Below are 12,464 nucleotides of genomic sequence, written 5' to 3'. Positions count from 1 at the left end.
TCGCACATTTAGTTCAGCACTGGAATGTTCAGCACGACAGTAGGCCGATTTATTTCAGCGCGCAACTATTGAGTAGGATGCCTGGCATGACGAGGTGGCTGAACGACGACGAGCAACGCGCCTGGCGGGCCTTCGCGCAGGCCACCCGCCTGGTGAACGACCGGCTCGACCGCGACCTGATGCGCTCGGCCGGCATGCCGCCGACCTACTACGAGCTCCTGGTCCTGCTCTCCGAGGCGCCCCGGCGCACCATGCGCATGAGCGAGCTGGCGCACTGGACGCGTTCCAAGCCCAGCCGCATCTCCCACGCGGTCAACAAGCTCGAACAGAGCGGCTGGGTGCGCAGGGAGCACTACGAGGGCGACCGCCGCGGCTGGCTGGCCGTGCTCACCGACGAGGGCCTGGCCGCGCTGGAGGCGGCGGCCCCCTGCCACGTGGAGAGCGTGCGCGCGCACCTGATCGACGCGCTGACCCCCGAGCAGTTCAGGCAGCTCGGCGAGCTCAGCCAGGCGCTCCTCGACCACCTGACCAGGGCCGAGTGAGCCGCTGGCCGCCGAACGAGCGCAGCTGCCGGTAGGCGGCGTCGAGCGCCACGCGCAGCGGCTCGACGTCCTGCCGGGTCCTGGCCAGCAGCAGCCCGCCCTGGACCGCCGCGAACACCACCATGGCCGACTGCTCCGGATCCGCCTCCCGGACCAGCAGGCCGCGCGCCCGCATGCTCGCCAGGCCGTCGGCGAGGTGGCGTTCCGCCCTGATCTCCATGGTCCGCGCCCTGGCCGTCGAGCCGGCCGCGCGGCCGGGTCGGCGCCGACGAGGACGTCGCCCACGCCGTCGCCTTCCTGGCCTCCCCCGCCGCCGGCTACATCACGGGCGTGAACCTCCCCGTGGACGGCGGCCTGTCCGTACGGGTCTGACCTCCTAAGGCGTGACCACGACCTTGCCCCTCGCATGTCCCCGTTCGAGGTAGCGGATGGCCTCGGCGGCGTCGTCCAGCGAGTAGGTCCGGTCGATGACGGGGGTGACCTCGCCCGACTCGATGAGCTTCCCGATGACGGCGAGGTCCTCCCGGCTGTTGCGGCTCAGGAAGAACGTCATGCGGGGCATCGCCATGATCTTGAAGACGCCGAGCAGCGGCCCGATCCACTGCCCCTTGTACGGCGCGGCCTCCACGAAGACCCCGGTGCGGGTCAGCACGCGCCGGTTCGCGAGCACGCCGTGGTTGGCGACCAGGTCGAGCACGACGTCGTAGCGGCGGCCGGCCCGCGTGTAGTCCTCCTCGGTGTAGTCGATGACGTGGTCGGCGCCGATCGAGCGGACCAGCTCCACGTTGCCGGTGCCGCACACCCCGGTCACCTCGGCGGCCCCCAGCGCCTTGGCGAGCTGCACCGCGAACGTCCCCACCCCGCCCGCCGCCCCGTTGACCAGCACCCGCTGCCCGCGCCGCAGCCGTCCCTTGTCCCGCAGTCCCTGCAACGCGGTGAGCGCCGCCACCGGAACGGCCGCGGCCTGCTCGAACGTCAGCCCGGCCGGCATCTTCAGCACCAGCCCGTCCTGCTTCAGGCAGGCGTACTCGGCCAGGCCGGTCGTGCCGGGCACCAAATCCAGGCCGCAGCCGCCGTACACCTCGTCGCCCGGGGCGAAGGCGGTGACACCGGGGCCCACCGACTCGACGACGCCCGCCAGGTCGGCGCCGAGCGCGGTGAGCCTGGGACGGGTCAGGCCGCTCGTCAGGCGGGCGAAATACGGCTTGCCGCGCAGGTTGTGCCAGTCCAGGGGGTTGACGGAGGCGGCGCGGACGCGGATCAGCACGTCGCCGGGGCCGACGGCGGGCAGGTCCGCGGCTTCGAGCCGGAGCACCTCGGGCGGGCCGTAGGCGTGGTAGCGGATGGCTTTCACGCGTTCCAGGGTGCGATCGGGCGGCGGGCCCGGGAAATCACGTGAATTCGTGATTCGAGAGGTAGTGTCCGAGCCACGATGGCCAGACCTCCGCGACGCCCGGGCAACCTGCCCGCCGAGGCGACCAGCTTCGTCGGCCGCCGTCGCGAGCTCGCCGCCGTCAGGAGCAGGCTCGCCGAGGCCCGCCTGGTCAGCCTCGTGGGGCCCGGCGGGGTCGGCAAGACGCGGCTGGCGCTGCGGGCGGCCGGTGAGCTGGGGCGCGCCTTCTCCGGAGGCGCCTGGGTGGTGGAGCTGGCCGACGTACGGGATGCCGGCCTGGTGGGCGACGCCGTCATGGCCGCCCTCGACCTGCGGCCACAGGCGGCGGTGGAGGCGCTCGGGCCGTACCTGCGGGACAAGAGGCTGCTGCTGGTGGTGGACAACTGCGAGCACCTGCTGGCGGCGGTCGCGCGGCTGGTGGCGGAGGTGATGCGGGCGGCGCCGGGGCTGCGGGTGATCGCGACCAGCCGGGAGCCGCTGTCGGTGCCGGGCGAGCACGTGATCCCCGTACCGCCGCTCGACCTGCCCGCACCACCTGGCCGGGTGACCGCCGCGGACGCCCGGGCGCCGCTGATGGAGCTGCGGCGGAACGAGGCCGTGCGGTTGTTCACGGAACGGGCGGCGGCGTCGTCCGGCACGTTCGAGCTGACAGCGGCGAACCAGGAGGCGGTGGCCGGGCTGTGCCGGCGGCTCGACGGCCTGCCGCTGGCGATCGAGCTGGCGGCCGTGCGGACGCGCGTGTTGTCGGCCGAGCAGATCCTCGACCGGCTCGACGATCGGTTCGGGCTGCTCACCGGGGGGACGGTCGTCCCGCCCCGGCATCAGACGCTGCGTACCACGATCGACTGGAGCCACGATCTGCTGGATCCGGTGGAGCAGGCGCTGCTGCGGCGGCTGTGCGTGTTCGCGGGGCGGTTCACGCTGGAGGACGTCGAGGGGGTCTGCGCGTCGCGCGAGCCCCCGTGGCGCGCGCTTGTCCCGCCGGACGGGGCGCACGTGCTGGCCCGGCTCGCGTCGCTGGTGGACAAGTCGCTGGTGATCAAGGAGGACGCCGGTGACCTGGCGTGTTACCGGCTGCACGAGACGATGCGCGAGTACGCCGCGCTCAAGCTGCGCGCCGCCGGCGAGGAGGAGGCGCTCGAACGGCGGTTCACCGACCACTACACCGAGCGCTGCCTCCAGGCCGCCCCGCGGATGCGGCACCACCTGGCCGAGTGGCTCGACTGGATGGACCTGGAGATCGACAACGTGCGCGCCGTCCTGCGCGCCTGCCTGGCCGCCGGCGACACCGCCCGCGGCATGAACCTGATCTACGCCGTCGGCTACTACTGGATGACCCGCGCGCTCAACGAGGGCGTCCGCTGGGCCGACGAGCTGCTGGCCCGCCCCGGCGGCGGCCCGGCCGAGCGGGCCAGGGCCGCCTTCATGCGCGGCTTCCTCGCCGTGCTGCAGTCGGACGCGGCGAGTGCGGGCCCCGCGCTGGACGAGGCGGTGGACAGGTCCCGGGAGGCCGGGCTGCGGTCCGTGGCGGCGCAGTCGCTGGCGCTGGCGTCGATGGCGGCGAGCATGTCGGCGGATCACGCGACGGCCCGCGCGCTGGGCGAGCGGGCCAGGGTCGCCCTGGAGGAGACGGACGACGACACGGCCGTCCTCATGTACCTGCAGTCGCGTGCGCTGAACGGGCTCTTCGAGGGCGATGCCGGCACGGCCGGGGAGGCGGCGGCGGAGGGGGTGCGGCTCGGCAGGGAGACGGGCGACCTCTACAGCCTCGACATGATGTTGCTGAACCTGGGCTGCGCCCGGCTGATCGCGGGGGCGTTCGAGGAGGCGGGGCCGCTGCTGGCGGAGGCGCTACGCGTGGCGTACCGGATCGACGACCGGGTGGGCCAGTACGTCCTGCTGGACGCGCTGGGCTGCGTCGCGGCGGGCCGGGAACGGACCGCCTCCGACGGCGCGGGCGACGAGCGGATGCGGCGGGCGGCGTCGTTGATGGGGGCGGCCGAGACCGTGCGGGTGGAGGCAGGGGCGAGCGTGCTGCCCTTCCTCGCGCCGCTGCTGGCCAGGGCCGAGGGGAGGGCCAGGGCGGAGCTGGGGGCGGCGGCGTTCGAGCGGGCGTACGCGGCCGGAAGGCGGCTGAGCAGGGACGACGCGATCACCCTGGCACTCGGCGAGCCCACGGCGGCGCATCCTGAGGAGAGCCCGCCGGACAGGCGGCACGTGGGGGAGGTTGCGCTGGGCAGGCGGCAGGCGGAGGTCGCGCGGCTGGTCGCCGAGGGGCTGAGCAACAAGCAGATCGGCGAGCGGCTGTTCATCTCCGAGCACACGGTGGACAGCCACGTCCGCGTGATCATGAACAAGCTGGGCGTCGACTCGCGCGCCCAGATCGCCGCCTGGATGGCCACCACGCACCCGTGACGGCCCTCTTTACCTCCGCCGTATGCTGCGTTATCTACAAAGACTAGAAGACTAGCTCAATGGAGTAACCGGTGATCGAGTTCCACCTGGACAGCGGCTCGGGCGTGTCACCGTACCTGCAGCTCGTCCGGCAGGTGCGGCACGCGATGCGGCTGGGCCTGCTGCGCGAGGGCGACCGGTTGCCGACGGTCAAGGAAGTGGTGGCCCAGCTCGCGATCAACCCCAACACCGTGCTGAAGGCGTACCGGGAGCTGGAGCACGAGAAGCTCGTCGCCGCCCGCCCCGGCGTGGGCACGTTCGTGACGGCGACGCTGACGGACGCCACGCTCGCCGCGCACGGCCCGCTGCGCCTGGAGCTGCGGCGCTGGCTGGCCAAGGCGCGCGGGGCCGGGCTCGACGAGGAGAGCATCGAGGCCCTGTTCATGACCACCTTCCGCACCACCGCGCAGGAGGACATCGCGTGACCGCTGTCCTGCACGCCCAGGAGCTGGGCAAGAGGTACGGCCGGCGCTGGGCGTTGCGTGACTGCACGGTCGACATCCCCGCCGGGCACGTCGTCGGCCTGGTCGGGCCCAACGGGGCGGGGAAGACCACGCTGCTGAAGCTGGCGTCCGGCCACCTCGCCCCGACCTCGGGCCGCATCTCCGTGCTCGGCGGCCCGGCCGGCGGGCAGGAGCAGCTCGCCAGGGTCGGCTTCGTCGCCCAGGACACCCCCACCTACGCCGGCCTGACCGTGGCCGAGCACCTGCGGCTGGGCGCCCGGCTCAACCCCGGCTGGGACGCCGCGCTGGCGCGGGAGCGGATCGAGCGGCACGGCCTGGACCCCGGCCGCCGGGCGGGCAGGCTGTCGGGCGGCGAGCGCGCCCAGCTCGCCCTCACGCTGGGCCTGGCCAAGCGCCCCGAGCTGCTGATCCTGGACGAGCCGGTCGCCGCGCTCGACCCGCTGGCCCGCCGCGAGTTCCTGCGGGGCCTGATGGAGGCCACCGCCGAGCACGAGCTGAGCGTGGTGCTCTCCTCGCACCTCATCTCCGACCTCGAACGCACCTGCGACTACCTGATCGTGCTCGTCGACTCGCGCATCCGCGTGGCGGGCGAGGTGGACGAGCTGCTGGCCACCCACCACCGGCTCACCGGCCCGCGCCGCGACCCCGGCCGCCTGCCCGCCGACCAGCACGTCGTCTCCGCCCGGCACACCGACCGGCAGAGCACGCTCATCGTCAGGACCGATGGGCCGATCCTCGACCCCGTCTGGACGGTCAGCCGACTGACCATGGAGGACCTCATCCTGGCCTACCTGGAACAGGCCGTCGCCGCTCCCCGCCGCCGGCCCGCGCTGGCGGTGGTGCGGTGATCTGGCTGGCCTGGCGGCAGTTCCGCGCCGCCGCCGTGATGACGGCGCTCACGCTCGGCGTGCTCGCCGCCGTCCTGGCCGTGAGCCACGTCCCCCTGAGCGTCCAGTACGGGGAGGCCCTCGCCGCGTGCGGTGGGCGGAGCGGGACGTGCGCGCACTTCCTGGAGCGGTTCTTCGACGAGCACCGGGTCCCGTTCCTCGGCGTCACCGCCGCCGCCCTGGTCCTGCCCGCCCTCGTCGGGCTCTTCTGGGGCGCGCCGCTGGTCACGCGGGAGCTGGAGGCGGGCACGCACCTGCTGGTGTGGAGCCAGAGCACCAGCCGGGCGCGCTGGCTGGCCGTCAAGCTCGCGCTCATCGGCGGGGCCGCCGCGGTGGCCGGCGGGCTGATGAGCCTCATGGTGACGTGGTGGGCCACCGAGCTGGACCGGGCCGCCACGGACCTCCCGCTGATGGGGCCGCTGGTCTTCACGGGGCGGGGGGTCGCTCCCCTCGCGTACGCGGCCTTCGCGTTCGCCCTCGGGGTGGCCGTGGGGATGTTCGTCCGCCGTCCCCAGCCCGCCATGGCCGTCACCCTGGTGCTCTTCACCGCCGTCCAGGTCGCCGTGCCGCTCCTGGTCCGCCCGCACCTGCTTCCCCCGGCCCGCGCCACGTACGAGCTGACCTCCGAGAACGTGGACCAGCTCCTCAGGAAGCACGACGGCACGCTCACGGTCGTCCTGAACGACCGGGTGCCCGGCGACCCGGCTGCCTGGACGTTGTCCAGCCGCCTCATCGGCCCGTCGGCCTCGGCGAGCACCGGCGTCCTGTCCGGCCTGGCGCCTTCGGACCACGCGGTCGCCCCGATGGGCGCGGCGGCGAGCCCGTGCCACCTTCAGGCCCAGCCCGACGAGCGGCCCGAGCAGCGCCGTGACACGTGTCTCGACGAGATCAACCGGCTCGGCTACCGGCAGGACGTCACCTTCCATCCCTCCAGCCGGTTCTGGGCGCTGCAGTGGTTCGAGACCGGCATCTACGTCGTTCTCACCCTGGGGCTCATGGGGTGGTGCCTGTGGCTGATCCGGCGGCGGCAGTTCTGAAGGAGTGTGTCGCCGGCCTCACGGGGATCAGTGCTCGCGGGTCCAGGCAGGCATGATCCGCTGCTCACGGAACCTCCAGCCCGCGGGCGTCCGCGTCAGGGTGCCCGCCATACGCAGGCCGCCGGTGAAGTGGGGTGCCTGGCCGTCGCGGTAGTAGAACACGAGCGAGTACGCCGAGGCTTCCGCCTGGTCGCCGTCGAGGTCCACCAGCAGGTCAGTGGTCAGGTGCTGGGCTTGCTGCCCCTCGACCGCGCCCTGTCGCATGAAGCCGACGACCTTGTCGAGGCCGCGCAGCTCGCCCCCGCGCGGCGAGTGCACCACCACGTCGTCGGCGAAGACGGTGCCCGCATCCTCCCATCGCTTCTCGTCGAGCAGGCGCGCGAAGCGGGCGAACAGGTCGGCGATCTCGATGCGGTCGGTGATCGAAGTGTCCGTGGACATGACTTCCTCTTTTCGTGTTCGAGGGGTTCAGGAGGTGGCCAGCACCGCGTTGGCCCTGGCCAGGACGGTGCTCAGGACACGGCCCGCGGTGGCCAGGTCCTCGGCCGGCAGGTCGCCCCACAGCTCCTGGGTGATCGGGCCGATCGCGGCGCGGACCCGCGTCCAGCGCTCGCGCCCTTCGTCGGTGACCTGGACGCTGCCGTCCCCGCCGTCGCGCAGGAAACCCGCGGCGCTCAGTTCGGCGATGCGTTCGGCCACCGACGCCTGGCTGAACTGGGTGGCGCCGCTGACCCGGTGGATGAGCTCGGCCCGGTCGATGCTCCCGCCGCCGACCACGGTCAGGGTGAGGGTCACCCATTGGGGCTCGGTGATGCCGGTGCCGGCGAGCTGCCGGTCCAGGATCGCGTTGAGCGCCTTCTCGGTCTGGCCGACGAGCGCGGTGCCGAAGATCTGGCCTGTAGTCGTCATGACCTTCCAATCCGTTTCAGGGTCTAACGTTCGTCGCACTAACGTTTTCGTCGCAAACGAAGCTACATCGTTCGTCCGACTAACGCAACCCGATAGGATCGGCGTCATGAGCAGCAGAGCCGAAGCGGCGGACATGCCGCATGACGGCGAGACGAACACACCGGAGAGACTGCGCCGGCGGGCCAGCCGCCTGCTGTCAGGCCTGGCCGCACAGTCGGACCGGCTGGTGAACGAGGGGCTGGCCCAGGTCGACGCCCGCAAGTGGCACTATGCCGTGCTGGCCTCGTTGTACGAGCACGGTCCCGGCAGCCAGGCGGCGCTGAGCCGGCGCACCGGCATCTACCGCAGCGACATGGTCGGCGTCCTCAACGAGCTGGCCGAGCGCGGCCTCGTCGGGCGCGAGCCGGATCCCGACGACCGCCGCCGCAACGTCATCACGATCACCGCTCAGGGCCGCCGGCGGCTGCGCCGCCTGGACAAGGTCCTGGACGACCTTCACGACGAGCTGCTCGCCCCGCTGACCCCGGACGAACGCGACCAGTTCGTGCACCTGCTCACCCGCTTGCTGGAGCACCACACCCAGCGGGCGCCGCACGCCCCGGCCTCACGGTAGGAGGCGGAACCACACGTCTTCGGTCGTGCGAGACACCGAAACCCATCCTGCCGGTCCTTCTGAGTGCCGCCTCGCGGGCGTCAGTCACAGGAAGTCGGACACGGCCTGGAGCCAGGCGCCGGGCCGGTCCACGTGGGCCATGTGGCCGGCGTCGTCCAGGAGCACGGCGCGGGCGCCCGGGATCAGCTCCGCCGCCTGCTCGGCGAGGGCGGCGGGGAACGTCATGTCCTGCCTGCCGTGCAGCAGCAGGGTCGGCACGCCGAGCGCGGCCAGGCGGGCGGCGGCGTCGTCGGGGCGGGCCGAGGGCAGTCTCCCGGCACGCCACGGGCGCAGCCACTCGGCCGAGAAGCGGACGCGGGAGAGGCGTTCGCGGTAGCCGGCGAGGGACTCCGCCCGCCACACGGCGGCCTCGGCCCCGGCGAACGCCGCCGCCCGCGTCACCTCCGGCCCGCCCACCTCCGGCCCGCCCACCTCCGATCCGCCCACCTCCGCCCCGGCCAACTCCGCCCCGGCCAACTCCTTCGGGGTCGGCGCCGCGTTCGCCCACACAGCCGCCTCGGCGGCGATGCGCCGGTCGCGCTCCGCCCAGCCCGCGAACGCGTCGGCGGGCACGGGCAGCACGCTGCTGGAGGCGATCACCAGCCGCCGCACCCGATCAGGCACCGCCAGCACCAGCCGCTGCGCGATCAGCCCTCCATAGGAGAACCCGAGCACGTCCACCCTCCCCACCCCCAGCACGTCCAGCAGCGCGACGAGATCACCGGTCGCGGCGGCCGGCGTGTACTGGTCGTCGGGCAACCCACGAGTGGAGCGCCCACACCCCCGCAAGTCCGGAAATATCAGGTCACGGCGGTCGGCGAGCCGCACGAGCGGGTCACGGAGATAGGAGTGATCCCAGTCAGGCCCACCATGAATCACCAGCAACGGATTCCGGACAGGCGTCTCAGCCGTGAGCGCGGCGAACAATGTCACCACCGGCTCCCCAGAAACTCCGACAAACCTCTCATAAAGCAACTCTTTCAACACCTCCGACATCCGACGCTCGATCCCGTCCCATGGAGGAATGGACGCCCCCGGAGTGGACCCACCAAACCCAGCATCCCCCGTGGCCGCCCGCTCGGGCTGCTGCCCGTCTCCGTGCTGCACCACGTCAACGACGACGAGGACCCGCCGGCGTGATGGACCGGTTCCGCGCGGTCGTCGCGCCCGCCAGCCGGCTGGCCATCGTGCACTTCCACAACCCCGGCGGCGAGCACCCGGAGGCGTCCGCGATCGCAGCCGAGGCGCTGCGCAGCTTCAACCGGACCCTGTGCCCGGGGCGGTGGCGCACGCGCGGGATCGTGTCCTACTTCGGCGACCTGGAGCTCGTCGCGCCTGGCCTGGTGCCGCTGACCGATTGGCGCAGCGAGCCGGGCGAGGCGATCCGCCTGGATGTGACCCGGCACAACGTGCCGGCCCGGCGTCGCCCGCAAGCCCTGAGCAATTTGTCGCGCTTTTCCTTTTGGACCGAATCAATGCATTTCACTCGGCCGTCCCGGCCGAAATACGATGACCGGGACTAGGAGGTGGCGCCGAAATGAGCGAAGAAAAAGCGCTCGATGTCGGTCCTTCGAAGATCGAGATGACGTACGAGCGGCTCGGCGACCCGCAGGCACCACCCGTGCTGCTGGTGATGGGCGCCGGCGGGCAGCTCATCCACTAGCCCGACGACTTCTGCGCCGAGCTCGTGGCCCGTGGCTGCGCGCCGATCCGGTTCGACAACCGCGACGCCGGCCTGTCGACCCACTTCCACGACGCGCCGGTGCCCGACCTGTCGGCGGCGCTGGCCGGTGACCTGTCCTCGGCCGCCTACACCCTGTCCGACCTGGCGGCCGACACCGTCGGGCTGCTCGACGCGCTGGGCCTGGACAGCGCGCACCTGGTCGGCGCCTCGCTGGGCGGGATGATCGCCCAGACGGTGGCCATCGAGCATCCGGCCCGGATCCGTTCGCTGACGTCCATCATGAGCACGACGGGCGCCCCCGGCGTCGGCGGGCCCGACCACGAGGTGCTGTCCCAGCTGGCGGGGCCGCCGCCGACCGGGCGCGCGGACGTGATCGAGCACTCGGTCAAGGCGTTCCGGCTTCTCGGCTCGCCCGGGTTCCCGACCGACGAGAGCGAGCTGCGCGAGCGCGCCGCCCTCGCCTACGACCGGGCCTACGACCCGCTCGGGATGATGCGGCAGACCGTCGCGGTCGTCGCCTCCGGTGACCGGACGGAGCGGCTGCATTCCGTACGGGTGCCGGCCCTGGTGATCCACGGGGCCGACGATCGCATGTGCGATGTCAGCGGGGGCAGGGCCACGGCGGAGGCGATCGCCGGGGCCGAGCTGGTGGTCATCGACGGCATGGGGCACAACCTGCCCAGGCAGCTGTGGTCCGACCTGGCCGCCCGCATCGCGAGCCTTGTCCACCGCACCGAGACCGACCGCACCGGCTCCGGCCGCACTGAGGGCGACCGCTCTCGGGCCGACCGCTCTCCGGCCGACCACACCAGCGGCAACCGCACCTTGGGTAACCGCACCTTGGGTGACCGCACCTGGGGTGACCGCGTTGGAGGTGGCCACGCCGAAGCCGACCGCACCGGGACCGGCCACGCTGAGGCCGACCGCACCGATACCGGAGGCTGAGGCGGGTCATGGACGAGGTGCGGCAGCGGCTCCAGGAGGCGGCGGACGAGCTCGTCCGCTCAGGGGCCGAGCGCGGGTTGCAGATCGCCGTCTACCGGCACGGCGAGCAGGTCGCCGACGTGGTGGCCGGCCTCGCCGACCCCGGCACGGGGCGGCCGGTGACGTCCGGCACGCCGTTCCACGCCTTCTCGGCGGGCAAGGGCCTGACGGCGACCCTCGTGCACGTGCTCGCCGAACGCGGCGCCCTCGACTACGACCTGCGGATCGCCGACGTCTGGCCGGAGTTCGGCGCGCACGGCAAGGGCGAGGCCACGTTGCGGCACGCCATGACGCACGCGGCGGGCGTGCCGGGGCTGCCACCGGACCTCACCCCCGCGGACCTGTGCGACTGGCAGCGGATGTGCGCGCTGATCGCCGGCGCCCGGCCGTGGTGGGAGCCGGGCACCGGCACGGGCTACCACTCCTACACCTTCGGCTACCTCGTCGGGGAGGTCGTGCGGCGGGTCACCGGCGTGCCCGTCGCCAGGGCGTTCGCGGAGGAGGTGGCCGGGCCGCTGAAGGCGGCGGGCGAGCTGTTCCTCGGCGTGCCGGAGGCCGAGCTGGGGCGGCTGGCCCGGCTGGAGGACGGTTTCGAGGACCAGCCCGAGGAGGGGTCCGCGACTCTCGCGGTGGCGCCGCGCGGTGTGCGGCCGACTGCCGCGTTCGCGAACCGGGCGGACGTGCTGTCCGCGGCGATCCCGGCGGCGGGCCAGTTCACGGCGCGGGCGGCGGCTCGCATGTACGCCGCACTGCTCGGGCCCGTGGACGGGGTGCGGCTGATCTCGGCGGAGCGGTTACGCGAGGTGAGCACCCCGATCGTGGACGACGTGGACCGGGTGTTCGGCAACCGCGCGGTGCTGTCGAACGGGTACGCCGTCGGCCGCCTGGGCACCGATCCCGGCGACACCCCGACCGTGTTCGGCTGGGCGGGCAGCGGCGGCAGCTACGCCTGCGCCGACACCGCGACGGGCGTGGCGTTCGCGGTCGCCAAGAACCGGCTCGCCGCCGACTTCACCACCGCCCAGACGATCGCCGCCATCGTGGCGGAAACCACCTGAAACCGCACCTGGCCTGCCCCGCTGGCGCGCCACCGCGATGAGTCAGCGCACCGACCGCCCGAGCAGCACCGCTCCACCTCAGCCGACGGTCACGCTGCTGTCACCGTCGATGAAGTAGAAGAAGTCACCGTCCCCACCCACCGAAGCATCCGTGTACTCCCCCCGATCCGACCACGCCTCCTCACTCACGACCGGCTCCCCCGCAGGCACCCCCACCTCCCACCCCTGCTCCCACCCATCCCCCCACTCCTCCGGCTCCCCGCCCATCACGACAGCACCCCCGGCCACCACCCCGGCGGCGGCAGCGGCGGGAAGCCAGAACCGGCTCTCCCCCACCTCCCCCGCGTAGGCCCGCGACTCCCCCCGCACCCCCTCGAACTGGCTGGTGAACAACCCCATG

General features: G+C 72.9%; 15 protein-coding genes and 2 pseudogenes. 11 read left to right on the top strand and 6 right to left on the bottom strand.

Features of this window, described 5'->3' with window-relative positions; genetic code table 11:
* Positions 1 to 86: 86 nt before the first annotated feature.
* Complete coding sequence (locus LCN96_RS07585) at positions 87 to 542, top strand: MarR family winged helix-turn-helix transcriptional regulator (RefSeq protein WP_225271862.1); 456 nt, start codon at positions 87 to 89, stop codon at positions 540 to 542.
* Here LCN96_RS07585 and LCN96_RS07580 read toward each other — a convergent pair.
* On the bottom strand, positions 502 to 762 hold the full coding sequence (locus LCN96_RS07580) for an LmrA/YxaF family transcription factor (protein WP_225271861.1): 261 nt from the start codon (positions 760 to 762) through the stop codon (positions 502 to 504). The genes LCN96_RS07585 and LCN96_RS07580 overlap by 41 nt on opposite strands.
* A 23-nt stretch (positions 763 to 785) precedes the next feature.
* Here LCN96_RS07580 and LCN96_RS07575 point away from each other — a divergent pair.
* A pseudogene (locus tag LCN96_RS07575) lies at positions 786 to 914 on the top strand (SDR family oxidoreductase); the annotation flags it as partial.
* 4 nt (positions 915 to 918) lie between these two features.
* On the opposite strand, the gene LCN96_RS07570 reads toward LCN96_RS07575, so the two are convergent.
* Entirely contained in the window at positions 919 to 1,896 is a 978-nt protein-coding gene (locus tag LCN96_RS07570; protein ID WP_225271860.1) for an NAD(P)-dependent alcohol dehydrogenase, read from the bottom strand.
* Positions 1,897 to 1,974: 78 nt separating this feature from the next.
* Between LCN96_RS07570 and LCN96_RS56465 the strand changes: the two genes are divergently transcribed.
* From LCN96_RS56465 to LCN96_RS07550, 4 genes are all read left to right on the top strand, one after another.
* Complete coding sequence (locus LCN96_RS56465) at positions 1,975 to 4,350, top strand: LuxR C-terminal-related transcriptional regulator (protein WP_263657450.1); 2,376 nt, start codon at positions 1,975 to 1,977, stop codon at positions 4,348 to 4,350.
* A gap of 71 nt (positions 4,351 to 4,421) precedes the next feature.
* Complete coding sequence (locus LCN96_RS07560) at positions 4,422 to 4,814, top strand: GntR family transcriptional regulator (RefSeq protein WP_225271859.1); 393 nt, start codon at positions 4,422 to 4,424, stop codon at positions 4,812 to 4,814.
* On the top strand, positions 4,811 to 5,701 hold the full coding sequence (locus LCN96_RS07555) for an ABC transporter ATP-binding protein (RefSeq protein WP_225271858.1): 891 nt from the start codon (positions 4,811 to 4,813) through the stop codon (positions 5,699 to 5,701). Before LCN96_RS07560 ends, LCN96_RS07555 begins: the two co-directional genes overlap by 4 nt.
* Positions 5,698 to 6,777, top strand: a complete 1,080-nt coding sequence (locus tag LCN96_RS07550; RefSeq protein WP_225271857.1) for an ABC transporter permease subunit — start codon at positions 5,698 to 5,700, stop codon at positions 6,775 to 6,777. Before LCN96_RS07555 ends, LCN96_RS07550 begins: the two co-directional genes overlap by 4 nt.
* 27 nt (positions 6,778 to 6,804) lie before the next feature.
* On the opposite strand, the gene LCN96_RS07545 is transcribed toward LCN96_RS07550, so the two are convergent.
* Positions 6,805 to 7,218: a nuclear transport factor 2 family protein gene (locus LCN96_RS07545; protein WP_225271856.1), complete on the bottom strand. Its 414-nt coding sequence runs from the start codon at positions 7,216 to 7,218 to the stop codon at positions 6,805 to 6,807.
* Positions 7,219 to 7,245: 27 nt separating this feature from the next.
* A complete protein-coding gene (locus LCN96_RS07540; RefSeq protein WP_225271855.1) occupies positions 7,246 to 7,686 on the bottom strand; it encodes a MarR family winged helix-turn-helix transcriptional regulator in 441 nt (146 codons plus the stop codon).
* Between the two features lie 106 nt (positions 7,687 to 7,792).
* On the opposite strand from LCN96_RS07540, the gene LCN96_RS07535 reads away from it, so the two are divergent.
* Complete coding sequence (locus LCN96_RS07535) at positions 7,793 to 8,299, top strand: MarR family winged helix-turn-helix transcriptional regulator (protein WP_225271854.1); 507 nt, start codon at positions 7,793 to 7,795, stop codon at positions 8,297 to 8,299.
* Between the two features lie 84 nt (positions 8,300 to 8,383).
* Here the strand turns inward: LCN96_RS07535 and LCN96_RS07530 are convergent, their stop codons facing one another.
* Complete coding sequence (locus tag LCN96_RS07530; protein WP_225271853.1) at positions 8,384 to 9,334, bottom strand: alpha/beta fold hydrolase; 951 nt, start codon at positions 9,332 to 9,334, stop codon at positions 8,384 to 8,386.
* Between LCN96_RS07530 and LCN96_RS57350 the strand changes: the two genes are divergently transcribed.
* From LCN96_RS57350 to LCN96_RS07515, 4 genes and pseudogenes are all read left to right on the top strand, one after another.
* Entirely contained in the window at positions 9,265 to 9,861 is a 597-nt protein-coding gene (locus LCN96_RS57350) for an SAM-dependent methyltransferase (RefSeq protein ID WP_397351858.1), read from the top strand. The two genes, LCN96_RS07530 and LCN96_RS57350, sit on opposite strands and share 70 nt — an antisense overlap.
* 14 nt (positions 9,862 to 9,875) lie before the next feature.
* Complete coding sequence (locus tag LCN96_RS56460) at positions 9,876 to 10,001, top strand: hypothetical protein (RefSeq protein ID WP_263657448.1); 126 nt, start codon at positions 9,876 to 9,878, stop codon at positions 9,999 to 10,001.
* Positions 10,002 to 10,019: 18 nt separating this feature from the next.
* Positions 10,020 to 10,967, top strand: a pseudogene (locus LCN96_RS07520) (alpha/beta fold hydrolase); the annotation flags it as partial.
* Between the two features lie 8 nt (positions 10,968 to 10,975).
* On the top strand, positions 10,976 to 12,064 hold the full coding sequence (locus LCN96_RS07515; protein WP_225271850.1) for a serine hydrolase domain-containing protein: 1,089 nt from the start codon (positions 10,976 to 10,978) through the stop codon (positions 12,062 to 12,064).
* 78 nt (positions 12,065 to 12,142) lie between these two features.
* Here LCN96_RS07515 and LCN96_RS07510 read toward each other — a convergent pair whose 3' ends face one another.
* Positions 12,143 to 12,463 carry a hypothetical protein gene (locus tag LCN96_RS07510; protein ID WP_225271849.1) on the bottom strand — a complete coding sequence of 107 codons (321 nt, stop codon included), beginning with the start codon at positions 12,461 to 12,463 and terminating at the stop codon, positions 12,143 to 12,145.
* Between the last annotated feature and the right edge of the window lies 1 nt (position 12,464).

The sequence above is a fragment of the Nonomuraea gerenzanensis genome (assembly GCF_020215645.1).
GTDB classification, from domain to species: Bacteria; Actinomycetota; Actinomycetes; order Streptosporangiales; family Streptosporangiaceae; genus Nonomuraea; species Nonomuraea gerenzanensis.
The sequence above is the reverse complement of the archived record's forward strand: the minus strand, read 5'-3'. Positions and strand labels throughout refer to the sequence as shown.